The sequence below is a fragment of the Crocinitomix catalasitica ATCC 23190 genome, assembly GCF_000621625.1.
GTDB lineage: Bacteria > Bacteroidota > Bacteroidia > Flavobacteriales_D > Crocinitomicaceae > Crocinitomix > Crocinitomix catalasitica.
Map to the genome: position 1 here is coordinate 134,619 of NZ_JHXV01000001.1, position 22,503 is coordinate 157,121.

Consider the following 22,503-nt stretch of genomic DNA (forward strand, 5'->3'; position numbering starts at 1 on the left):
CTTATTTCAAGTTTTTGGCTTTTTCTTGAATGATCAATAAAAACCGTTTGGATTCAATTTTGCTTTCAAGCCATGAGATAATATCTAAATAGAGGAATGACCTTTTTTCGAAAGGGTGATCCTCTAGTTTTTTTAAGGTTTCGTGCAAGTTGATAAATGCTTGCTTCAATTGGCTCGGCAGAATTGAATTCAAATTTCTTAAAAATAGAATGATTTCGCGCTGAATTAAGTGCAAATCATTCATTTTTATTAAAAAACGATAGGTGTTTCGAATAAAACTATCCAATTGATCACTGTCCAATTCGAACAGTGAAATCAATTTTAAAATCCGCGTATAGCAGCCCAAATCTTCTCTCAAAACAAGCTCTCTATTGTTAATGATCTTATCTAAATAGGCAATGCTCGAAGCATATTGATCTAAACCAAAATGCATACATGCAAATTTGTAGTTGATTACCATTAAATGGTGGTCGTCGATTTTATTTCGATAGATTTTTAATTCAGCCTCTATTTTGGGGATTTCATTCGCTCCTTCTTGAATTTCGCCACTCAAAAAGTATAAATTGAGTTTGCTATAGGTTTTGTACATTAACCAAAGCGCCCTCATATTATCGCTTGACAATATATGTGGCTCTTCTTCGATTGCCAATAATTTTTGATATTCCGACTTGAATTTGCTCAAGTATCTGAGGTAATACAATGACTCTAAAAGATGATTTTTACCTTTTAAATAATAAACAGGATGCGAAGCAATCATCTGTGGATGTTCAATGAATAGATCGGTCCATTTACTAGCATACTTATACGAACCTCTAAAGTCTTGGACAATTAAGGCGTACCAAAGCTGCGACATATAGAGGTATAATTTTTCTCTGAATCCCAAATCTTCAAATTCGAAAGTAGGGAGGTGGTAATAGAAATAATTTCTACCCAATAAATAATCATCCTCATTTTTAGCATAACCATTGCGCAATAAAAAACTGTACAATTGTAAGGAGAGATTCGATAATTTACTCGCTAATACATTTTGAATACTTAAGTTCTTCGCTTCAATCGCTAAATTATCAGCCCTAAAGATTAAACTTCGTGTGATATATTGTGACTCTATTTCTTTTTCAAATTCCACAATCTCATACGCCATAAAGTTTTTCTCAGCGTCAATTGCATGTTGTTTTGCTTTTTCAAGAATTTTTAAACTTTGCTCGTACAATCCCTTATTGTAAAGAATGGTGGCGTAATCTAATTGTTCTCTTATTTGAATGTTCAACGTTTGATGTTGAGGAGCCAATCGTAAACTCGTTAGAATTTGTTTGTATAAATTGGCTTTTAAGTTGGGTAATTGCCTTTTTTTAAGTTGTGATTTAAGTAGAATGGCATCCTCTTCAAATTCATCCATCTTATCCAAGACATTAAATAAGGTTAGATAATTGGCATCTTCATTTTTGCCTAATCTACCCACATAGAGCTTAAATTGTCTTTTTTCCGACTTAGATAAAGACTTGATTAAAGTAAAAAGTATGTTTTTATTCTCGTTGGACATTGTAAAAATTAACTATTTAAGTAACTGTAATTTAATTTGTTATGTCGTTTTTTCAAGTTGTTGAACATAGTAATATTCGAAAGGCTTCGTTTCTCTAAGCGATATTTACCGCTTAAATTTACACTAGAATTTAAAACAAGTCGCATGAAATATAAAATTGGTGTAAAATTGGCAGAAGGAATTAATGATAAGTTGATCAGAGATTCTCTTGCTGCATTGCGTAAAGTTGAAGAAGAACATAATTGTCAATTCGAGTTTTATAGGTACGGGGAACAAAATGCAATTACCAATCCTTTGGCGAGTTTATTAAAGCCATCCAAAGAGAAAAAAGAAAGTGACGACTTATTATTGAGTTTTGGTGGTGCAGATTAATTTACTGAGAAAGTCTTGATCTATATTCTTTAGGGGTAATGTTTTCTAGTTTTTTAAATTGCCTATTGAAATAGCTGACATTATTAAAGCCTGTACGATAGGCAATGGTTGAAAGCTTTTGGTCTGTCGTCAATATTAATTTTTTGGCAAGTTTTATGCGTTCACTATTGATAAAATCAATAGGTGATTCTCCTATTGTATTGCGAAAGCTCTTATAGAAGTTGGATGTGCTCATATATGCTTTTTCTGCCAATGTAGAAATGGATAAAGCTTCGTGAAGATTCGTTTTGATATAATCAATAATAAAAGCAATGCGGTTATTATTGATCGTATCAGTATTTGGAACAATCAAGTTAAACTTAGCTTTAGTCTGGAGTAGTCGAACGATTAATTCTTTAATCATTAAATCTAGTAAAAGATCCTTTGATTTATTTTTATTGGTATAAGTCTGGACTAAACGTGCTATTAAATGATCAACATCCATATTTTGATTCAGATGATTTAAGTTTGCTCCAAATTCGATCGTATTCATTTGATCATTTTCTATTTGAATCGCATCATTAAAATAGGCGATCGTTTCCGCGATGATACTTTGATTAATCGTTAATGCAATACATTGTGTCGGGTTGGTTTTATCTGCCTCAGGAAAATCAATTATCATTTCTTGATTTGGTGCAAGTACTACAGATTCTCCCGGAAAAAAATCAAATGCTGGTTTGTCGTCGAGATGCATCACCTTTTTACCTTGCATCATACTAGCGATTACTGGTTGGTCAAATGTTAAGCTTACTTTTTGTGCAACTTGATAAGTTTCAAACAAATTCAGTTCAGAATGGGTGGAAGTAAAAACCGTTCTATTCTCAACAAGTGTCGAAATTTTTCTGTCGATAAGGAAGCTATCTCTAATCATTTGTAGTAAATATTTAAAGTTAATTGAATTGTGTTAGTTCTTGATAGGATCGTTCAATTCCTTCCCAATTTAATGATTTAAGTTTATACAATTGTTAAACTAAATAAAAAAATATGTCTTATAAGAAACCAAGTTTTAAAGAGAAATATGGAAATTTCATCAATGGAAAATTCGTTGCTCCCGTGAATGGGGAGTATTTTGTGAATACATCTCCTATTGATAGTTCAGTGATTGCTTCTTATCCGCGTTCAACTTCTGAGGATATTGATATAGCTGTTGCAGCAGCAAATGCAGCAAAAGACGCATGGGGAAATACTTCTGTTACCGAAAGAGCGACTTTATTAAATAAGGTTGCTGATATTATACAAGAGAATTTAGAGGAGTTTGCATTGATTGAAACTTGCGATAATGGAAAGCCAATTCGTGAAACATTAAATGCTGATATACCTTTAGCTGTTGACCATTGGCGTTATTTTGCAGCGGCAATTCGCGCTGAAGAGGGATCTGCTTCGGAATTAGATCAAAATACTTTATCATTAATTATTAAGGAACCGCTTGGGGTAATTGGTCAAATTATTCCTTGGAACTTTCCGTTGTTAATGCTTTCATGGAAATTGCCTCCAGCTTTGGCAGCGGGGAATTGTGTGGTTTTAAAACCGGCAGAACAAACACCATCGTCTGCTACTTTTTTACTTGAGAAAATCGCTGAGGTATTCCCTCCTGGTGTTTTGAATATCGTTCATGGATTTGGTCCAGAAGCTGGAAAACCTTTGGCTTCGCATGCTGATATTGATAAAGTAGCCTTTACAGGTGAAACAACAACAGGTCAGTTGATTATGCAATATGCATCAAAGAACTTAAATCCAGTAACAATGGAATTAGGTGGTAAGTCGCCAAATGTTTTCTTTAATAGTGTGATGGATGAGGATGATGCGTTTTTAGATAAAGCAATTGAAGGCGCTGTGCTGTTTGCATTCAACCAAGGTGAGGTTTGTACTGCTCCATCAAGATTGCTTGTTCAAGAGGATATCTATGATGCATTTATGGAGCGCGTGATTGCTAGAACCAAAGCAATTGTGCAACAAAGTCCATATGATGTGAATACGCAAGTAGGAGCGCAGGCTTCTAAAGATCAACATGAGAAAATTTTATCTTATATAGAAATTGGTAAAGAAGAAGGTGCTAAAGTTCTTGTTGGTGGCGGATCTTGTGAATTAGATGGTGAATTAGGAAAAGGATTCTATATTCAACCTACAATATTAGAAGGACACAATAAAATGCGTGTTTTCCAAGAAGAAATTTTTGGACCTGTTCTTTGTGTTACTAAATTTAAGGATGAAGCGGAAGCTTTAGAAATAGCAAATGATACTTTATACGGATTAGGTGCTGGTGTTTGGACAAGGGATGCCCATCAATTATACCAAATTCCAAGGGCCATTAAAGCTGGTCGTGTTTGGGTAAACTGTTATCATGCATATCCTGCTCATGCGCCATTTGGAGGTTATAAAAAATCAGGATTCGGACGTGAAAATCATTTAATGATGATGAATTATTACAGACAATCTAAAAATATGTTGATTTCATACGACAAAAATAAACTAGGATTTTTCTAGTGGTTATCTGAGGTTTGTTCAAATTGGTGGGTGGCATTTTGTCGCCCACTTTTTCATTAAATTTATAATATGAATAAAGTAGATATAACACCTGAAGCAGTTGAGTTGGTAAAGCAAATAGCAAATAAAAATGGTGCCTTAATTTTTCACCAAAGTGGCGGCTGTTGTGACGGCTCTGCACCAATGTTGTTTGCTGAAGGAGATATGTATTTAGATGAGAGTGATATCCTTTTAGGTGAAGTTGGAGGTGTCCCTTTTTATATGAATAAGGATCAATACGCTTACTGGAAATTTACACATCTAACGGTAGATATTGTCGAAGGTAGAGGAGCAAGCTTTTCTCTAGAAATTCCCTATGGATTCCGATTTTTAGTTCGATCAAGACTTTTTACGGATGAGGAGATCAAAGAATTAGATATTAAGTAGTAAATACCAAATAGGACTGGTAATAAAGGAGCCTATAATTCCCCAACACAACAATTCTGTTGTTAATTTTGTTGCAATATTCCGATCTAATAAAAGAATGGATGCACTTATCATTGGTGACATTCCTGCCTCAATAATGGTTGTCTTTACAATGTCTTCAGGTAGCCCAATAAAGTAAATGCATAGCAATACAATAAATGGAGCAAATACTAATTTGTAACCCAAACCAATCCACGCTTCTTTACTTATTTTTAGGACGATGTTTTTTGCAATATGGTAACCGACAACGATCATCGCAACTGGACTAATGGATTGTCCGATAAAAGAGAGAACCTCCGCTGTAATACCATCTGTCCATCCTGCTGGAATTAAAAACGCAACGATTAAAGCGACGAACGGTGGAAAAGTAATTACCTTTATTAACGGATTAGTTTTGTTCGCTGTACCGCCTGATTTATTGATCAGTAATTGCGCAACTGTAGCAAGGATTAAGAAACCAACTTGATCAAATATTACAGCATAAGGTAAATGCGATGGGCCATAATAGAAAGAGATAAATGGAAAACCAAGGAAGGATGTATTTCCCAGTCCTGTGAGTATCGTTAGTGCCAGTCTTTGTGCTTGTGTTAAATTGGGAATAAGGTGGAAGAAGACAAGGTAAGAGAGGGAAAACAGTCCAATAGGTGTAATAATCGGAATGATTAGTCCAATATCGAATTCTAATTTCGGGATGACAAGGATAGCAACTGCAGGGAAAGCAATATTTATTATCCATTTATTTAAAAGATGGACATGCTTAAATTGTAGTAGGTTAAATTGGGCTAATGTGATTCCGAGTAATACGGTTAGAATTAAATAAATTAGAACCATCTATTCAATTGAATTTTTGGCGTTTTGTTTAATGTATAACCAATCGTAATAATCCATTAAATGAATTCCAGTGAAATAAAAATTAAGAATTTGACTGTAGTTAAAATTGTATTTGGCCATGCCCATCGCGCCTTCTTGACAAACACCAACGCCATGTCCGAATCCTTTACCATTGATGACAATGTAATTTCCTTCTCTAAAACAATCGAACCAAGTTGATTTGAGCTTAAATTCGTATCGTAAATCTCTCAGCGGAACACCCAATTGAGGAAATTGATAAAACGCGTCGCGTTGAGGTTGATTAAAACTATATTGAAGTTGGTGGAGCAATGTGTCGGCTGCAGGATATCCAAACTCTTCAACTAAGAATTTATTCCATTTACTGACTTCAATTTTTTTGGTCCAAGTGGCTTGTCTGCTGCGTGTACAAAAGGTGTCAATTACACTTTTGCAATGCGCTACAGGTGTATTCCATACAAAATCTGCTTCGCTTGTTTGTCCACCGCAATTCGCAAAGAAAAAACCTTGTGCCAGTTTTAATTCTTGATTTAACATCACAATCCCTTTTGTTGCTTTTACAGCAATGTCGATATCCGGTGTGTAAATTAATTTATCGTGGTAAGCTTGGCAATGGACCCGATCACATAATTCAAAACCTTCTTTTGCATGCTTTTTAAGATGTCCTAAGGCATAGGTTCTACTCAAGATGGCTTGTACCTTATAGTATTCCATTGGTTTTCCTCCTCCGCCTTCGCTTTCAATTACACCGCCTAAATAATTCTCCATCTCAACGAGGTTGATTATTTTCATCGCGTTAGATCCTTCTGGCGTAATCATGAAATTATTCATATACCGCCTCGATTTCTTCGTGCTCGGCGCTACACCTTGAATTTTAAGCGTCAAATTGGCTTCTTTTTCTTTGATGAAGATAGATGAATAACTTCCCAATACTTTGCCGTCTTTCTGAATTTTAATTTTATCACCTGATCGAATTAGGTGTACAATTTGACTTTTCCAAAGGGTGGTGATTTCGGTAGAATCTCCATAAAATATATAATTCCCGTCGGTATAAGTAACTTCTAAAGTACTAATCGAATAGTCACGCATTACACCAATTTCAAGCTGTTGACTATAAGTTTGAAAACTGATGAATAGGAGCGATATATAGAATAGTACTTTCAAATTTAATTTTCTGCTATAATTAAATCGGCCACCTTTTCTGATGCTCCACCACCACCGAGTATGGTTTCTAGTTCGGTATATGCTTTAACCAATGCTAAGCGATCTGAAGATTTGGCATCATCAAATTTTTCTAATTCATTAGCAAGACTGGTCTTCGTTAAATCTTTTTGAATTAACTCTTTTACCAATTCTTTATCCATGATTAAATTAACCAAAGAGATGTATTTAACCTTGATCAGTTTCCTTGCGATGCCTACTGAAATTGGGTTCCCCTTATAACATACAACTTGTGGAACTTTGAATAAGGCCGTTTCTAATGTCGCTGTGCCTGATGTTACAGCAGCCATATGTGCAATATTCAATAATTCATAGGTCTCATTTCGAACAATCTTGACAGGTGTTTTTTTAGCAATATCTAAATAAACTTGGTCGTCCATATTGGGTGCACCTGCAATCAATATCTGATAATTAGGAAATGACTGAGCCGCCTTAAGCATGACTGATAATTGGGCTTTAATTTCTTGTAATCGACTGCCCGGCAATAAGGCCAAAACTTTATTGTCGTTGATATTGTACTTCTCTCTGAATTGCTCCGGATTTGAAGTGTTCGTTCTAAAGTCTTGAATGGCATCTACCAAAGGGTGTCCAACATATTCCACTTCCATATCGAATTTTTTATAAAATTCTTGCTCGAAAGGGAGGATGCAATATAATTTGGTGACTAATTTTTTGATTTTATGTCCTCGATTTTGTTTCCAAGCCCAAATTTGAGGTGAAATATAATAATGAACTGGAATGTTAATTGATTTTGCGAAGGCTGCAATTCTTAAATTAAACCCTGGGTAATCAATTAAAATTAATCGATCAGGTTTAAATTCTCGAATGTCTTCTTGACAAAATCGAATATTTTTGAGGATGGTATTGAGGTTGCTGATGACTTCAATGAATCCCATAAAAGCCAGATCCTTAATGTGTTTTACTTGGGTGCCATGAACGGCTGCCATTTTATCCCCACCCCAAAATCTTATTTCGGCAGTAGGGTCTTTCTTTAGAATAGCCTTTATTAGATTGCTACCATGTAAATCGCCCGACGCTTCACCAGCTATTATGTAGTATTTCAATGGAGTAGAATTTAATGAACAAAATTACGACAAAATTGATGTCTAAATGTTCGTAAATTAAATAGAATTAACAATATGATGTGAATATATGTATTGCTCTTTAACATAAAATTGAAGTATTTCAATCTATTTTTGTATTATGAGGCAATTGTTATTTTTCGGCTTTTTATTTATCACCTTAACTTCGTTTGGGCAGGATAAAAAAATTGATAAACTTGAGATGCTTTATGATCAAGCACATTATACGAAGGTAATTCGAAATTCGAATCGGTTATTGGCTGATCCGAATTATGATTATAGCGGAATGCCGTCTTATTATAAATCCTTGGCAACATTCCGTTTGTTTGAGGAAGATACGCATTTTAAAAAACATAGTGCGGATATATTTGAAGCGATTGAATTGTACCAGAACTTTTTAGAGAATGAAAAAGTAGAAGATTATATATTTGCACACTATTTTGAAATAGCCAGTTTAAAAACATATTTAGATCAAATTCAGGTCAAGTTAGAGGAAAAGCAACTTAAAAAAGAAGCTTTAGCACTTGATAATTTTAGGAATAAAGAATTAAAGGAAGTGAATGCTCGTCCAGATTATCGACCTAAAAAACTGAGTCCAAAGGCAACATTACCAGAACCTAAAATAACGAAGATTGAAGCTGCAGAAGGTGATTATCGTGATGCAATGGTTGATTATTCTCGCTCTTTAATTGGAACAAAATATGCATGGTCTGGTCGTGATACCAAAGGTTTTGATTGTTCAGGTTTAGTTGGTCATGTCTATCAGAAATCTGGGATATTGATTCCAAGAACTGCTTCAGCTCAAATGAATGATGCTAAAAAGGTTGATGTAAAGAATGCGCAAAAAGGTGATTTACTATTTTTCGGTTCAGGAAAAAATATTTCACATGTTGGTCTTGTCATCTCAGAAAAAGGTGAGCCATTAGTAATGATTCATTCTTCAACAAGCAAAGGTGTTATCATTACAGAAATCGATCAGTCTAATTATTGGCGACCTAAATTAAAAGGTGCCGGGACTTATTTGTAGATCAATAATCTATAAAAGATTTTAAAGAAGTTGAGAAAAGTGGATATCGTGTCAAGGCTATGTCTCACAACGTGTCTCAGGTAATATTCTTTTTTGTATTTTAACTAATCCTTAACCTCCTTGCAACTATTATCGAACTACTAACAACTAACTACTCTTGCTTCTTGCCTAAAAAACTACTTCGTCCGCTGAAGCTTTTCGCAAGATTTGGAAGCCCGTGGCGAAGATATTAGCGCAAGCGGAACAACTAATAACTCAAAACAGTCTCAATTCCAACCTTTACCTTATCGGCATTTGTCAATAATCTTGCTTCAAGTGCAGAGTTCAATGGAATAGCAGGTGTATCAACAGATCCAATAATTTCAATTGGTGCATCAAGTGATTCAAAACAGTTGCGTTGAATTTTAGCAGCAATACTTAAAGTAAATGTCGCTTCGATAGATTCTTCCGTTACCAATAAACATTTATTATTTCGTCTTACTGCAGCAAATACAGCCTCTTCATCCCAAGGACTTAACGTTCGTAAATCTAATATTTCAACTTGACCAGGGAAAGATTCTGCAGCTTCTAAACTCCAGTAAACACCTCTACCGTATGTAATAATAGCAATAGATTCTCCCGATTGCATTTTTTCTTCGTCAGCTTTAATAACGTTTCTCGCCACGCCAAAAGGAATGACATAATCTTCGTCTGGTTCGACTGTGATTGCGCCTTCAGTTCCTTTTATTTTACTCCAATACAAACCTTTATGCTCTAACATCACAACAGGATTTGGATCGTAAAATGCCGCTTTCATCAATCCTTTTAAATCTGCACCAGTTGAAGGGTACGCGATTTTTATTCCACGAATATTAGTTAGAACAGACTCCACACTCGATGAGTGATAAGGTCCACCAGAACCATAAGCGCCAATAGGTACACGAATAATTGCACTCACTGGCCATTTACCATTCGATAAATAATACGAACGACTCACCTCAGTAAACAATTGATTCAATCCAGGCCATATATAATCAGCGAACTGAACTTCAACTATTGGTCTTAATCCTACTGCAGACATTCCGACTGTCGATCCTATAATAAATGCTTCTTGAATAGGTGTATTGAAAACACGGTCATCACCAAATTGCTGTGCTAAGGTTGCTGCTTCTCTAAAAACACCACCTAATCTTCCACCAACATCTTGACCATATAATAATGCTTCTGGATGTGCTGAAAGAATTTCTCTAATGCCAAAAAGTGCACTATCAACCATTACAGTTGGCGTTTTTCCAGCTGGAGATCTTTCTCCTTTTTCCTCAGTAATTGGAGTAGGAGCAAAATAATGATCTTGAATCGAATCTGGATCTGGTTCTTCAGCATTTAAAGCTTTGTCAAAATCTTCATCAACATGTGCTTTAACTTCTGCTTCAAGTTTATGAACATCCTTTTTAGATAAACCAGCTTCAAGCGCCAAATTAATTAATTTAGGATAAGGATCACGTAAAGCAGCCTCATCCAAATCATCTCTATACCATTCCATTCGAACGCCAGATGTATGGTGATTTAATAAAGGAACTTTTGCATGAATTAAAAATGGACGACGTTCTTTACGCATCGTTTCAATCACATTTTTAATCGTCTGATACGCCAAATCGAAGTCGGTTCCGTCAATCGTAACAACCTCTAATCCTTTAAATCCTTGTGCATAATAAGTAATGTCCTGTGCACGAATTTCATCAGCACTTGCAGAAATATCCCATTCGTTATCTTGAACTAAATATAAAATTGGAAACTGTTTTAAAGCTGCCATCTGAAATGCTTCCGAAACTTCACCTTCAGTACATGATGCGTCTCCCAACGAACATACAACAACTGGATTCTCTCCGTCATAGTCATCCGCTAAACCTGTTAATTCTTTATATTGAATCCCCATCGCAACCCCTGTTGTTGGAATGGCTTGCATTCCTGTAGCAGAAGATTGATGCGGTATTTTTGGCATGTCATCTCTATTCAAACTTGGATGAGAATAATACGTTCTTCCGCCAGAAAAAGGATCATCTTTTTTAGCGAAAACTTGTAACATAATTTCGTATGGACTTAAACCAATACCTAATAAAATCGAATCATCCCTATAATAAGGAGCGACCCAATCTTGGGGTTTTAATTGCATACCTAGTGCCAATTGAATAGCTTCATGTCCTCTTGATGTAGCGTGCACATATTTTGATGTCACTTTAGCATTCGCTTCATAAACTTCAGACATGGTTTTAGCAGTGCACATAAGGCGCAATGCTTTTTCAATTGTTTTTTTATTCGTTTTTATATTTTTCAGCTTGGTTGCAGTAGCCATATTTATCCTCTTATTTGAAGTCGCAAGTTACTAATTTTAGCTTGATTTCTATAATCGAATTTACATGAGCGAAATTATTTTACATGTAAATGGTAACCTTTTAGTTTTTTGACTCACTCAATAAAAACTAAATTAATATGAAACCGATTAAAAGAATTCTTACACTATTATCATTTTGTTTATTCATTCAAAATAGTCATGCCCAGGCAAATAAATCTATTGAACAAGGCGATTTATTAATTGCTCCGAGTATTTCGCTTTTTACGAATACCAATTATATTGTTGGCGGATTAAATGGTACAAATTTAATTCCAGCTGTGTCTCTTAATTTCGAATATGCTTTTCATGATTATGTAAGTGCAGGTCTTGAATTTGGATATAGTTTTAGAACTTATCAATCGAATTTTATATTCTTTATAGATCCTACGCGTTATAATTATTCAACAAAAGTATTTAGCCTTAGAGCCTCATTCCATTATTTAGAGTTGATTAAAAACTTAGTGGGTGAACATATCGGTGGCTTAAATTCTGAAAAGCTCGATTTCTATGTGACATTACTACCTGGTTTTATAGTGACCGATGAAACGCAAAAATGGACTACTGCAGCTGGTGATCATAAAAGAAAAGAAAGAACTACAGGTCCAAGTTTTGGCTCTTACGCCGGCTTTAGATATTATTTTTCAAATGCGGTAGCTGTGCATGTTGAAGGAGGATATGGGAATTTCTCTCGTGCAAAAATAGGCTTGACTTTTAAACTTTAGATTGGATATATTGCCCTATAAGTATCCGATTTTACGCTTCATTTAGTTCTGCAATATGTAAGAATTAGATGAAGCGTTGTTTTTTGTTAAAGTGTAAAATTAGCGTGGTATTCAATAGGATTAGTCGATCAGTTGTTTTGTTATTGGGTTTAAAATTAGTATCTTACCGAAATTGGCTTTTAAGCTCACCTAACCTATGAAAACACTAAATATTATTTCTTTTCTATTATTAATTTTTGTATTTGGATGTAAAAAAGACCCCCCAGTTGAACCCAAAGAGCCAAAAGATAAATACGACCCCAACGTAATGCCACCTCTAACCCATACGGGTGAAAATACTTTTGGTTGTTATATTGACGGTGAGTTATTTGTTGCTGGAGGAGGAGAGTCGGTATGGTCAATACCGCCAGTTAGTGGTAGTTTTGATGAGTCAACAATGAAGTTAGCCTTTCAAGGTACTAGATATATAAACGAATATAGTGATGTTGTCACTATTAGAAGTTATGTATTAGATGAATTAGGGAATTATGAATATACGTTCAATATGGAGGAGGGTTCAGGAGGATACGATAATCGTAGATGTGAACGTTGTGAGTATTATTATCAGAATATTCCAGATTTTAATAATGGTCAAATTACTATCTCATACCTGAATCAAGATGAGAATATAATCGCTGGTACTTTTTATATAAATCTAATTAATCCAGATTGCCCTGATGATACTTTAATGCAAATTACAGATGGTCGTTTTGATTTTCGATATTAACCTATGAAAACACTAAATATTATTTCTTTTCTATTATTAATTTTTGCATTTGGATGTAAAAAAGACCCCCCAGTTGAACCCAAAGATAAGTACGACCCTAATGTGATGCCGCCAGCTACCCATACAGGTGAAAATACTTTTGGATGTTATATTAATGGTGAGTTGTTTGTTGGGGGGGGGGGTACCACAAGTTGGGACTTACCAGCTTTAAGTGGTAGTTTTGATGAAGAAGATCGGTTTTTGAAGATTCAAGGAACTCGTATCACTCCAAAAGAAGATAAGTCGGAATATATATATATATATTATCGTATATAGCAACGGGCTTAGGTGAAAAGGACTTTATGGTTTATGATGAAGGAACCAAAGGTTTCGTAGGTGTACATACTGATCGCTGTGATTATTTTTATACGGATATCCCAGATTTAGGCAAACTAACAATTACCTACATAAATGAATCGGAGCGTATAATTTCGGGTACTTTTTATATGAACCTAGTCAATGACAGATGTGAGGGAGATACCTTAATGAAAGTCACTGATGGTCGTTTTGATTTTCGATATTGATTTTTCATCTTTTTACTAACTAATTTTTCCATTTAAGGAAAAAACTTAAAACCTAATTTATGAAAACTTTTATTTTTATGATAACGGCGTTGCTATGCCTAAATTTTAATGGAACCGCACAAGGCATTCCAGACTCAATACAAAGCTTAAATACTGTAAACATTGCCTATCAAAATAGGTTAGTAGAAATTTTTGACGATGTTGACCTTACTCAGGTTCCGTCAGGTATTTTATATGAACATGGATTTCCATACATTAACTTAACCGCTTTTAATGGGCAAATTACTGACAGCAGTAAAGCCAATAATATGATTTTTGGTTTAGCTTATGCCTCTCTCGCTTCAATGACGATTGATTCGACAGTCGCCCTGCCGGCACCAGAAGATTATAGGAGTATATCTGATACAGTAAGCCCTTTGTCATCAGTTATCCCCTTAGCTCCGCAAGATTAGCTCCGCATGTAGCTGTGCTGCTGCGGCTGGTAAGTCTTGCAATAAACATAAACCTTTACCAAGTCACAATAAAGAAATTGGTTGTCCATAAAACTCATTTTATTTAGAATATACCACAGCAACGCCGCTACTAAAGTGCGCAGATTAGGACTTGATAAATTTTGTGATTCATTTTAAAATCAGTATCTTACCAAATCAACAGCAAGGTGACCTAACTTATGAAAACACTAAATATTATTTCTTTTCTATTATTAATTTTTGCATTTGGATGTAAAAAAGACCCCCCAGTTGAACCAAAAGAACCAAAAGATAAATACGACCCCAATGTGATGCCGCCTTTAACGCATACAGGTGAAAATACTTTTGGCTGTTATATTGACGGTGAGTTATTCGTGGCAGGAGGGGGTACTTCATTCTGGGATATTCCTGCTATAAGCGGTAGCTATGATGAATCTACAAAAAAAATAGTAATACAAGGCACTAGGTATTTGGATTCTTTAATAAGTGATAATGTAAAGATTAGAAGCTTCGTTTTGGATGGACCTGGTGTTTATGAATATACCTATAATGTTGAAAGTGGTTCACGTGGTTATACTAGTTGGGGGATGAGCCGATGTAATTACACTTACGAATCAAAACCTGATTTTGATTTAGGTAAAATTACTATTACCTATTTAAACGAAGAAGAAAATATAATCGCAGGTACTTTTTATATAAATTTAATCAATTCTGATTGTGATGGTCATACTATCCTGAAAATTACAGATGGTCGCTTTGATTTTAGATATTAACTTACGAATAATATCTCTCTCGCTCTTCCGAACACTTACGGGATAGCCTTGGCGTAATGACCGTTGCACTGAGCTTTTGCCGAACGTGTACGTGCTTATTTAGGCATTTGCAATGCCTCACCAAACGGTTTTAGCTGTTTAGAATTGAGTTCTGTTAAAAGTTATAAAGTAAACAGTAATTTGTACATATATATCTTTTTAAACTTTAGGTTTATTCGCATTGCAAATGCGACTGAAGGACACGCTCATTTAGCGATAGCGTAATGAGCGTGAGAAATTAGTTAATGAGGCGTTTTTTTGTTTAAGTGTTTCCCAATTTACACTAAAACTCAAAAACCCAATCCAACCGTTCATAAATAATCTTGACTTTTCGCTTCATAAAATGCTTATTTTTGTTTTCAAATAAAATTAGATGAAACGATTATTTTTATACTTATTTATTGGGGTGGCAAGTGCTACAACCTCTTATGGACAAAAGTCTGAGATTACTTTAGAGCAATCAGTAATGGGCCAACGCGCATTTTACGGCGAAAGAACCTTATTGTTTAATTGGATTCCCGGTACTAGTGAATACTCTTTTTTATCTGCTGATTACCAAACTTTATTGCGTGGGAATGCAAAAAACGGTAATACATCAGCTATTATCACGACCGAAAAATTGAAAGAAATAATGGGTGGCGATGTGCAGTATGTCAATGTCATTGAATGGAAAGATGACCATACTTTCTTAACTCAATCAGGCTTTAGCTATTTTCTGATTGATACAAAATCACAAACTGGAAAGCTAGTAAGTGGAGTTCCCAATGGAGCAGAGAATATTGATGTTTCTTTGGCTGCTGGAGATTTAGCTTATACCGTCGGAAACAAAGTGTATATTGGATCATCAACAAAGGTTATAGAGGATTTGGAAACGAATATTGTTTCTGGTCAAGCCATTGCAAGAAGTGAGTTTGGTATTACCAAAGGAATTTTCTGGTCTAATAATGGAAAAAAATTAGCTTATTATCAAAAAGATGAATCGGCAGTAGCTGATTATCCATTGGTGAATATTGAAGCGCCAACAGCAGTGCTTGAATCTATTAAGTATCCTATGGCTGGTCAATCAAGTGAAATTGCAGGTGTTTGTATTTTTGATAAATCATCTGGAGATATTGTTAAGGTTAAAACAACAGGAGCCAAAGATGATTATTTAACCAATTTTGGTTGGGGACCTAAAGATGAGTTTTTCTATATCGCGGAAGTTAACCGTGGTCAGAATCATATGAAATTGAATAAATATGATGTTACAGGTAAATTGGTGAAAACATTATTCGAAGAGAAAAACGATAAATGGGTAGAACCTGAAAATCCTGTTTATTTTGTTAACGACAACGAATTTGTTTGGATGAGTGAACGTGATGGGTTCATGAATTTATACCTATACAATACTGATGGAGAATTGGTGAAACAATTGACCAATAATAAATGGGTGACCAATTCAATTATTGGTCATGATAGCAAAGGAAACATCTATTTTGAAGGAACTGGCGCTGATCCAAGAGAATCTCATGCTTTTGTTGTGAATACGAAGGACGGTAAACAAAAACAATTAACAACAGGAGCAGGCACACATAGCGTGATGTTTAATTCTGATTATTCATTGATGTATGATGGGATGTCATCTTTTACTGTTCCTTTTAAAGAAGAAATTATAGATGTGACTAAAGGTAAAGTTAAACGTACAATTTTAACTTCAACTGATCCCTTGACCAATATTAATATCGGTACAGTAGATTACGGAACAATTAAAGCGGGTGACAATAAAACGGATTTATATTATCGTTTAGTGAAGCCAAGTAATTTTGATGCGACCAAAAAATACCCAGTATTGGTTTATGTTTATGGTGGACCTCATGCACAAATGATCACGAATTCGTGGTTAGGCGGAACAAGTGGTTGGATGTTTTGGTTGGCAGAACAAGGTTATTTAGTGTATACAGTTGACAATAGAGGGTCAGCAAATAGGGGGTTCGAATTTGAAAGTGTAATTCATAGAAATGTGGGGAATGCTGAAATTGAAGATCAAATGGCAGGTGTAAAACATCTTAAATCTCTTCCTTATGTTGATGGTGATAGATTGGCCATTCACGGTTGGAGTTTTGGTGGATTCATGACTTCTTCATTAATGTTAAGAGAACCAGGTACATTTAATGTAGGTGTTGCTGGTGGACCAGTTACAGACTGGAAATATTACGAAGCAATGTATGGCGAACGTTATATGGATCAACCTTCAGAAAATCCAGAAGGTTATAAAAACAGCAGTTTAATGACTTATGCTGCAGATTTAGAAGGTAAATTATTATTGATTCACGGAACATCAGATAATGTTGTTGTTATGCAACATAGCATGTCATTGATTCAAGCTTTTGTTAACGAAGGAATACAAATGGACTTTTTCCCTTATCCTATGCATGAGCATAATGTTCGAGGTAAAGATCGAGTGCATTTAATGCGCAAGGTTTTGGATTATGTAATGATTAATAATCTGTAAAAAAAAACTAAAATAGAAGCGCTTATTATTTATGATAGGCGCTTTTTTTGTGCCTAATCTTAGCTAAATTAGTGGTGTGAAAATTTGTAAATATTTCCCGATCCTATTTTTCTTCTGCTGGATGAATCATTCGTATGCCACGATTATAGATTCGTTGGCGCAAGAATTGAGTTTGTTAGAGGGGAAAGAATCACTGAATGAATTAGATCAACAAGCCATTTTATGTAATGAAATAGCGATCAAATATCAAGATATAGGAGATCAAAAGAATGCGAGAATTTATTATTTACAGTCTATTTATTTTGCTAAATATCGTATCGAAAAATACAATTTAAAAGACGCGCAGAGTTTCTATGATATTGGTTATCTCTATAAAAATATTTCAACATTCGAATCTACTCTAAAGAACTTTGACAAAGCAATAGGGTATTTTGAAGAGGCTGAAAAAAGCTATTTAAGTCTAGCTAACTTATTACCTCCAGAGGAGTATAGAGCGATGTTGCCAGGGTTCTATAATTCTTATGCTGTTTTGTTTTATCACGCATCTAGATTTGAAGAAGCCAAATCGCAATACGAAAAGGCTTTGAATTTGATGCCTAATAAAGAAGATAAACGTTACCTTGAAATCCGTCGGCAATATGGTGAAGTACTGGTCAAGCTTAAAGAAAAAGACAAGGCAAAATCAATTTTCAGGCAGTGTTTAAGTGATTTCTCTCGATTGTATCCTGGTGACGGTGATATCCATAGTAGTTTTTATTCACTAATTGCTGTGCTGTATAATTCGGGTGAATACGAAGCTTTGCTTGAAGAAATGATGCAATATGCGCCTTATAATAATATTGGTAACCTTGTTGAGTATGCTGAATCACGCTCCGATTTTGAAGTGGCTAAAATAATTAATAATATTTTTGTCATTTCTTTTGCCTATAGTCAACTAGGTGAACGCAATGAAGATACATATCATTACGAGCAAGCATATCGATGGCAATTTATTGGTTTTGAATTGGCAGAAAAATATGCCATTCAAAGTAATGTTGAGAAATTAGGGAGTGTTATTCAAAATCCAGAAAATAAAGTATTGGCAATCCTAATTTCATGTTTGAATTTGGATCAATATAATTTACTCACACAAGAAAAGATTCAACAAGTCATTCGAATAATTGATGTTTACCAGTCAACACAATTGCATTATGAACGAATTTCATTCGAGCAAAATGCCGCTTTATGGGAACGTGAAAAAGAGTTAAAGAATCAGATAAAATACTATAATATTCAACTTGAAAATATTGTTTTAGATGAAAATGATTTGGAAGAAGTTGATTCGATTCGTGCGTTAATTTATGAAGTATCCATGGAGTTGTCAGATATTCGCGCCATTGCAAAGAAAGATGTGATTTTAGCCGAATATCAATTGGGTCAAGAGAAATTTGGCGAATTAATTACGGATCATTTTGAGAAGGAGGAAAAGGATTTACTGGTTTATTTCAATACAGCCGATAGGGATAGCCTTTTTATTTTAGGGTATGCTCAATCAAAATATTTTATGCGGGTTGCACATATTTCCGATCAATTTAAAAGCGAAATTCATGAAAACTATAAATTGAATTCTCAATTAAATACAACCTTAACAGCAATAGAAAAGCAAGTACAATCGAATCAAAAATTCTATCGTTATATGCTTGATCCGGTTATCGACTTATTGGATAAAAAAGGTTTGGTTATTTATCCGTTAGGAGAATTAAGTTATATCAGTGTTGATGCTTTACAAGATCAGCAAAAGGAATATGCAGTAAATCAATTCTCCATTCAATATACTTCTTCATTATTTTCAATTATTAATCAACAAAGTAGTCGTCAATTAGGGGGATCAATAAGTTTTTATCCTTCAAAGTATGGAACAGATGATTTGGCTTATTTACATTATGCTGAAAAGGAAATCAACGCCATTGAAGGTTTAATGCTAACGGAAAATTTTCTGGATGATTCAGCAACCAAGTACAACTTTATTCAATCGGCAAATGGTAAAAAGAGCATTCATATTGCGAGTCACGCCATTTTAGATTTTGAGAATCCTTATGGTTCTTATATTATCTTTAATAAGAACAATGATACCGTTGATTATAAGTTGTTTGCTTATGAAATATTTTCTTTGACTGTAAATGCTGACTTGGTTACCTTGAGTACATGTAATTCTGGTCATGGAGTAATAGAAGAGGGGGTTGGAACATTAAGTTTGGCCAATGCTTTTTATTTTGCAGGTGTTCCGGCCACAGTGAGTAGTTTATGGAGTGCACAAGATCAAAGTTCGGCAGATATTATGACAGGTTTCTATACGAACTTAAAGGAAGGGAAAGGAAAGTCGGAAAGTTTACAAGCTGCAAAATTGGCTTATTTAAAAGAATCAGACGCCATTAAAAGTCAGCCGTTTTTTTGGGCCAATTATGTGATGTATGGTTCAGATCAACCTATTTTTAAGAAAGAAAAATCTAAGGCTTATTTGTATTGGATTTTTGGGATTCTGTTTGTTGCAAGCTCGGTTTTCTTTTATTATAAATTTTCTAAAAGGTCTTGAGCAGACGCGTAATATTCGCTTGTAGGTTTAATTTTCTTCAGTGTTAAAGTCGAATTTTCAATATCATTTAAACCTAAATAAGCAAGTGCTAGATGATATTCAGCAATAGGGTAGAATAAACTCTCTTCATCATTAATTTGAAGAAATGCGGTTGTTGCTTTTTCATATTCTTTAGCGGCCATGTAAGACTCTCCTAAATAAAAGGTAGTCATGATATCATTCGGTAAGCTTTCAAACATTTGAATGGCAGCGGTATAATTTTTATTCTGGTAAGCGGTCATTGCATCGTCAATAGAAACCTTTTCTCCTCTAACGGTGATAATATTATCATAAGGCGTAAAGTTCGCCGCAAGCAAGTCTTCCGGTGATTTTTGATTTAGAAAGATATAACCAAGTCCAAATAGTAAGATTAAACTAGCGGCTATTCCTACCCATTTCAAGGTGAATATTTTGGTTGGTTTTGTTACTTTTTCTTTGTCCCAATTATTCAAATTAGCTTTAAAATCGAGTATTTCAACTTTTTCAATTGCTTGGGTTAAGGTTTTATATGCTTCAAATCTTGTATTAAATTCAGGATCTTCTTGCAGTCGTTTGTCGAATGCTGATTTATCAGATGCGTCGTCGAATAAATAAGCATCAAATATTTCCATTTCATTTTCGTTGTCCGCCATCTTATTGTTTTAATAATTCTTTTAACTTTTTAATACACAGGTATTTTTTCTTCTTAGCTACTTGCTCGTTTTTATAATTTAATTTCGATGCAATGGCTTCCATACTGTTGCGTTCCCAATAGAATAAACGAATGACAGATTTGCATGGTTCGTCAAGTTTCTCCATTGCTGCAGCAATTTGGTTCGTCAACAAGTTTTTGTCATCAGTCGAATCAAATAAATTACCAAAAATGTCCACCTCTTCAATTGGTGCCATATTTTCGTCTAATTCATCCATCTGTTTCTTTTCTTCGCGCCACCACTCCTTCAATACCATCTTTCCGATACCAAATAAATACGTTTCAATAGACGCTTGCAAATCGTTCAGCTTATCCTTTTTAATATTAAAGTAAAGCACGGTGAAACTGCGTTGATAAATTTCGTGACAAGTTTCAATTTGCTTTATCTTATATCGACCTTTAAGCCAATTAACGAATTTCGGCTGAAAAGCATTATAAAGTTCATGTATGACTTTTTGGTCGCCTTCTTTTATTGCTAATATTTTCGCTGTGTTTTCCAATTAGTGTTTTTAAATAATAAAAAGTAACCGTTTAAAACAATTATTAACAAAAATAGAAAAACTTGTTGCTCGTGGTCACCTTTTATTTTTTTTCTGCACTAAAGGTCAAAACAAATAACAATCAAAATGAAAAGGATGAAAAATTCAATGAATATTATAATCGCTACTTTTAGTTTGGCAATGATTTTTACGGCTTGTAAAAAGGATGGATGTACTGATCCTGTTGCTACTAACTATGACAAGAAAGCCAACGTTGAGAATAATTCTTGTATTTATGGTGCAGGCGGTGGTGGCGGCGCTGTGATTACTGATGAAATTAAAGATGACATAACAACAAATACAACTATAAAAGCTGGTGTTGTTAAAATTTGTACTGATATTAATGTTAGCGCAGTATTAACAGTTGAGCCAGGGGTAATATTTATAATGTGCGCTGGTTCAAGTTTAGATATAGAGGAGACAGGTGCCATTAAAGCGAATGGAACTGCGGCATTGCCAATAGTTTTTAAAGGCGAGACAGAAACAGCTGGGTTTTGGGAAGGTATTGCTATTAAATCAAATAACCCTAATAATCAATTTAATTATGTAACAGTAAAAGATGCAGGAACATATTGGGGATGGGATTATGCAAATTTATATATAGCAAATGGTGCACAGTTAACTATGAAAAATTCTACAGTTAGTAATAGTCAGAGTGTTGGTTTGTTTGCGGAAAACTCATCAACAATACCTGGTTTTTCGAATAATACGTTTTCGAATAATGGTACAATTGGTTTAAATATTAATTCTGTACATGTTGGTTCTTTGGATGGGGCTTCAAATTATAATATTTCGAATACAGAGTCTTATATTCATGTTAGAGGAGTGGAAATTGGAATCAACCAAACTTGGCAGAAATTAGACACTCCATTATTGTTAAATGCGACTACAAAAGTAAGTGCAGGTTTGACTTTAATGCCAGGGGTATCCATCTTAATGGAATCTGGGGCAGATTTTAGTGTCGCTGCTTCTGGTTATTTAAATGCTACGGGTACTGCTGTGGATAGAATTACAATTTTTGGAAGATACACTGCAGCTGCATATTGGGATGGAATAAAAATTTACTCAACGAATCCAAACAATAAATTCAATTATGTTAGTATTGGTGATGCTGGTGCATATTGGGGATTTAATTACGCAACAATAGATGTTGATGGTCGTATTGAAATGAATAATACTACAATAACCAATTCTAATAGTTGGGCTGTTTACATGAGAGGGTCATCTAGTATTTACTGCTCGGGAGTTGTACAGACAACACCTGAGGGCGTAACTGCAGTAAATACTTTGTCTGGGAATGGTGTTGGACCCGATGCTGATTGTGTTGATGGTGGCTGTACAATCTATTTTGATTAAGATATTTTTATTGTAAATCGATAAGGGCTGTT

At 34.6% G+C, this 22,503-nt stretch carries 20 protein-coding genes; 12 read left to right on the plus strand and 8 right to left on the minus strand.

All coding sequences use genetic code 11. The features are described from left to right. Window position 1: 1 nt before the first annotated feature. Window positions 2–1,540 (minus strand): hypothetical protein, encoded by a 1,539-nt coding sequence (locus tag T367_RS0100655; protein ID WP_027418113.1) that lies wholly within the window; start codon window positions 1,538–1,540, stop codon window positions 2–4. Window positions 1,541–1,684: 144 nt separating this feature from the next. Here T367_RS0100655 and T367_RS0100660 point away from each other — a divergent pair, with 144 nt between their 5' ends. Next, window positions 1,685–1,912 carry a hypothetical protein gene (locus T367_RS0100660; protein ID WP_027418114.1) on the plus strand — a complete coding sequence of 76 codons (228 nt, stop codon included), beginning with the start codon at window positions 1,685–1,687 and terminating at the stop codon, window positions 1,910–1,912. Window position 1,913: 1 nt separating this feature from the next. On the opposite strand, the gene T367_RS0100665 is transcribed toward T367_RS0100660, so the two are convergent. After that, window positions 1,914–2,822, minus strand: a complete 909-nt coding sequence (locus T367_RS0100665) for an AraC family transcriptional regulator (RefSeq protein WP_027418115.1) — start codon at window positions 2,820–2,822, stop codon at window positions 1,914–1,916. 113 nt (window positions 2,823–2,935) lie between these two features. Between T367_RS0100665 and T367_RS0100670 the strand changes: the two genes are divergently transcribed. After that, window positions 2,936–4,435 carry an aldehyde dehydrogenase family protein gene (locus tag T367_RS0100670; RefSeq protein WP_027418116.1) on the plus strand — a complete coding sequence of 500 codons (1,500 nt, stop codon included), beginning with the start codon at window positions 2,936–2,938 and terminating at the stop codon, window positions 4,433–4,435. 69 nt (window positions 4,436–4,504) lie between these two features. Beyond that, window positions 4,505–4,861 (plus strand): DUF779 domain-containing protein, encoded by a 357-nt coding sequence (locus tag T367_RS0100675; RefSeq protein WP_027418117.1) that lies wholly within the window; start codon window positions 4,505–4,507, stop codon window positions 4,859–4,861. On the opposite strand, the gene T367_RS0100680 is transcribed toward T367_RS0100675, so the two are convergent. The 3 genes from T367_RS0100680 to lpxB are packed head-to-tail and all read right to left on the minus strand — an operon-like array spanning window position 4,847 to window position 8,034. Further along, window positions 4,847–5,731: an AEC family transporter gene (locus tag T367_RS0100680; RefSeq protein ID WP_027418118.1), complete on the minus strand. Its 885-nt coding sequence runs from the start codon at window positions 5,729–5,731 to the stop codon at window positions 4,847–4,849. The two genes, T367_RS0100675 and T367_RS0100680, sit on opposite strands and share 15 nt — an antisense overlap. Further along, window positions 5,732–6,913, minus strand: a complete 1,182-nt coding sequence (locus tag T367_RS0100685; protein ID WP_157454070.1) for a SpoIID/LytB domain-containing protein — start codon at window positions 6,911–6,913, stop codon at window positions 5,732–5,734. Between the two features lie 2 nt (window positions 6,914–6,915). Continuing rightward, window positions 6,916–8,034 carry a lipid-A-disaccharide synthase gene (gene lpxB, locus T367_RS0100690; RefSeq protein WP_027418120.1) on the minus strand — a complete coding sequence of 373 codons (1,119 nt, stop codon included), beginning with the start codon at window positions 8,032–8,034 and terminating at the stop codon, window positions 6,916–6,918. Between the two features lie 139 nt (window positions 8,035–8,173). On the opposite strand from lpxB, the gene T367_RS23495 reads away from it, so the two are divergent. Then, window positions 8,174–9,079: a C40 family peptidase gene (locus T367_RS23495; RefSeq protein WP_051568255.1), complete on the plus strand. Its 906-nt coding sequence runs from the start codon at window positions 8,174–8,176 to the stop codon at window positions 9,077–9,079. Between the two features lie 247 nt (window positions 9,080–9,326). On the opposite strand, the gene T367_RS0100700 is transcribed toward T367_RS23495, so the two are convergent. Further along, window positions 9,327–11,411: an alpha-ketoacid dehydrogenase subunit alpha/beta gene (locus tag T367_RS0100700; RefSeq protein ID WP_035841975.1), complete on the minus strand. Its 2,085-nt coding sequence runs from the start codon at window positions 11,409–11,411 to the stop codon at window positions 9,327–9,329. 137 nt (window positions 11,412–11,548) lie between these two features. On the opposite strand from T367_RS0100700, the gene T367_RS0100705 reads away from it, so the two are divergent. From T367_RS0100705 to T367_RS0100740, 7 genes are all read left to right on the plus strand, one after another. Continuing rightward, window positions 11,549–12,172 (plus strand): hypothetical protein, encoded by a 624-nt coding sequence (locus T367_RS0100705; RefSeq protein WP_027418122.1) that lies wholly within the window; start codon window positions 11,549–11,551, stop codon window positions 12,170–12,172. A 196-nt stretch (window positions 12,173–12,368) separates the two neighbouring features. Then, the gene (locus T367_RS0100710) at window positions 12,369–12,938 is read left to right on the plus strand and encodes a hypothetical protein (protein ID WP_027418123.1); all 570 of its coding nucleotides are present in this window, start codon (window positions 12,369–12,371) and stop codon (window positions 12,936–12,938) included. Window positions 12,939–12,941: 3 nt separating this feature from the next. Continuing rightward, window positions 12,942–13,253: a hypothetical protein gene (locus tag T367_RS0100715; RefSeq protein ID WP_027418124.1), complete on the plus strand. Its 312-nt coding sequence runs from the start codon at window positions 12,942–12,944 to the stop codon at window positions 13,251–13,253. A 325-nt stretch (window positions 13,254–13,578) separates the two neighbouring features. Beyond that, complete coding sequence (locus T367_RS0100725) at window positions 13,579–13,953, plus strand: hypothetical protein (RefSeq protein ID WP_157454071.1); 375 nt, start codon at window positions 13,579–13,581, stop codon at window positions 13,951–13,953. Window positions 13,954–14,171: 218 nt separating this feature from the next. Beyond that, window positions 14,172–14,744, plus strand: a complete 573-nt coding sequence (locus tag T367_RS0100730; protein WP_027418127.1) for a hypothetical protein — start codon at window positions 14,172–14,174, stop codon at window positions 14,742–14,744. A 412-nt stretch (window positions 14,745–15,156) separates the two neighbouring features. Next, a complete protein-coding gene (locus tag T367_RS0100735; protein ID WP_027418128.1) occupies window positions 15,157–17,274 on the plus strand; it encodes a S9 family peptidase in 2,118 nt (705 codons plus the stop codon). A gap of 76 nt (window positions 17,275–17,350) precedes the next feature. Next, window positions 17,351–19,846: a CHAT domain-containing protein gene (locus T367_RS0100740; RefSeq protein ID WP_157454072.1), complete on the plus strand. Its 2,496-nt coding sequence runs from the start codon at window positions 17,351–17,353 to the stop codon at window positions 19,844–19,846. Here the strand turns inward: T367_RS0100740 and T367_RS0100745 are convergent. Together T367_RS0100745 and T367_RS0100750 are read right to left on the minus strand one after the other, a co-directional pair. Beyond that, window positions 19,822–20,517, minus strand: a complete 696-nt coding sequence (locus T367_RS0100745) for a tetratricopeptide repeat protein (protein WP_027418130.1) — start codon at window positions 20,515–20,517, stop codon at window positions 19,822–19,824. The genes T367_RS0100740 and T367_RS0100745 overlap by 25 nt on opposite strands. Window position 20,518: 1 nt before the next feature. Then, window positions 20,519–21,076 (minus strand): RNA polymerase sigma factor, encoded by a 558-nt coding sequence (locus T367_RS0100750; RefSeq protein ID WP_027418131.1) that lies wholly within the window; start codon window positions 21,074–21,076, stop codon window positions 20,519–20,521. A 135-nt stretch (window positions 21,077–21,211) separates the two neighbouring features. On the opposite strand from T367_RS0100750, the gene T367_RS0100755 reads away from it, so the two are divergent. Continuing rightward, window positions 21,212–22,471 carry a hypothetical protein gene (locus tag T367_RS0100755; protein WP_157454073.1) on the plus strand — a complete coding sequence of 420 codons (1,260 nt, stop codon included), beginning with the start codon at window positions 21,212–21,214 and terminating at the stop codon, window positions 22,469–22,471. Window positions 22,472–22,503: the final 32 nt, after the last annotated feature.

What these genes read in the sequence shown, in the direction of transcription:
- T367_RS0100655 (WP_027418113.1), bottom strand. Translation starts at nt 1,540, where the DNA reads ATGTCCAACGAGAATAAAAACATACTTTTTACTTTAATCAAGTCTTTA.
- T367_RS0100660 (WP_027418114.1), top strand. Translation starts at nt 1,685, where the DNA reads ATGAAATATAAAATTGGTGTAAAATTGGCAGAAGGAATTAATGATAAG.
- T367_RS0100665 (WP_027418115.1), bottom strand. Translation starts at nt 2,822, where the DNA reads ATGATTAGAGATAGCTTCCTTATCGACAGAAAAATTTCGACACTTGTT.
- T367_RS0100670 (WP_027418116.1), top strand. Translation starts at nt 2,936, where the DNA reads ATGTCTTATAAGAAACCAAGTTTTAAAGAGAAATATGGAAATTTCATC.
- T367_RS0100675 (WP_027418117.1), top strand. Translation starts at nt 4,505, where the DNA reads ATGAATAAAGTAGATATAACACCTGAAGCAGTTGAGTTGGTAAAGCAA.
- T367_RS0100680 (WP_027418118.1), bottom strand. Translation starts at nt 5,731, where the DNA reads ATGGTTCTAATTTATTTAATTCTAACCGTATTACTCGGAATCACATTA.
- T367_RS23495 (WP_051568255.1), top strand. Translation starts at nt 8,174, where the DNA reads ATGAGGCAATTGTTATTTTTCGGCTTTTTATTTATCACCTTAACTTCG.
- T367_RS0100700 (WP_035841975.1), bottom strand. Translation starts at nt 11,411, where the DNA reads ATGGCTACTGCAACCAAGCTGAAAAATATAAAAACGAATAAAAAAACA.
- T367_RS0100705 (WP_027418122.1), top strand. Translation starts at nt 11,549, where the DNA reads ATGAAACCGATTAAAAGAATTCTTACACTATTATCATTTTGTTTATTC.
- T367_RS0100710 (WP_027418123.1), top strand. Translation starts at nt 12,369, where the DNA reads ATGAAAACACTAAATATTATTTCTTTTCTATTATTAATTTTTGTATTT.
- T367_RS0100715 (WP_027418124.1), top strand. Translation starts at nt 12,942, where the DNA reads ATGAAAACACTAAATATTATTTCTTTTCTATTATTAATTTTTGCATTT.
- T367_RS0100725 (WP_157454071.1), top strand. Translation starts at nt 13,579, where the DNA reads ATGATAACGGCGTTGCTATGCCTAAATTTTAATGGAACCGCACAAGGC.
- T367_RS0100730 (WP_027418127.1), top strand. Translation starts at nt 14,172, where the DNA reads ATGAAAACACTAAATATTATTTCTTTTCTATTATTAATTTTTGCATTT.
- T367_RS0100735 (WP_027418128.1), top strand. Translation starts at nt 15,157, where the DNA reads ATGAAACGATTATTTTTATACTTATTTATTGGGGTGGCAAGTGCTACA.
- T367_RS0100745 (WP_027418130.1), bottom strand. Translation starts at nt 20,517, where the DNA reads ATGGCGGACAACGAAAATGAAATGGAAATATTTGATGCTTATTTATTC.
- T367_RS0100755 (WP_157454073.1), top strand. Translation starts at nt 21,212, where the DNA reads ATGAAAAATTCAATGAATATTATAATCGCTACTTTTAGTTTGGCAATG.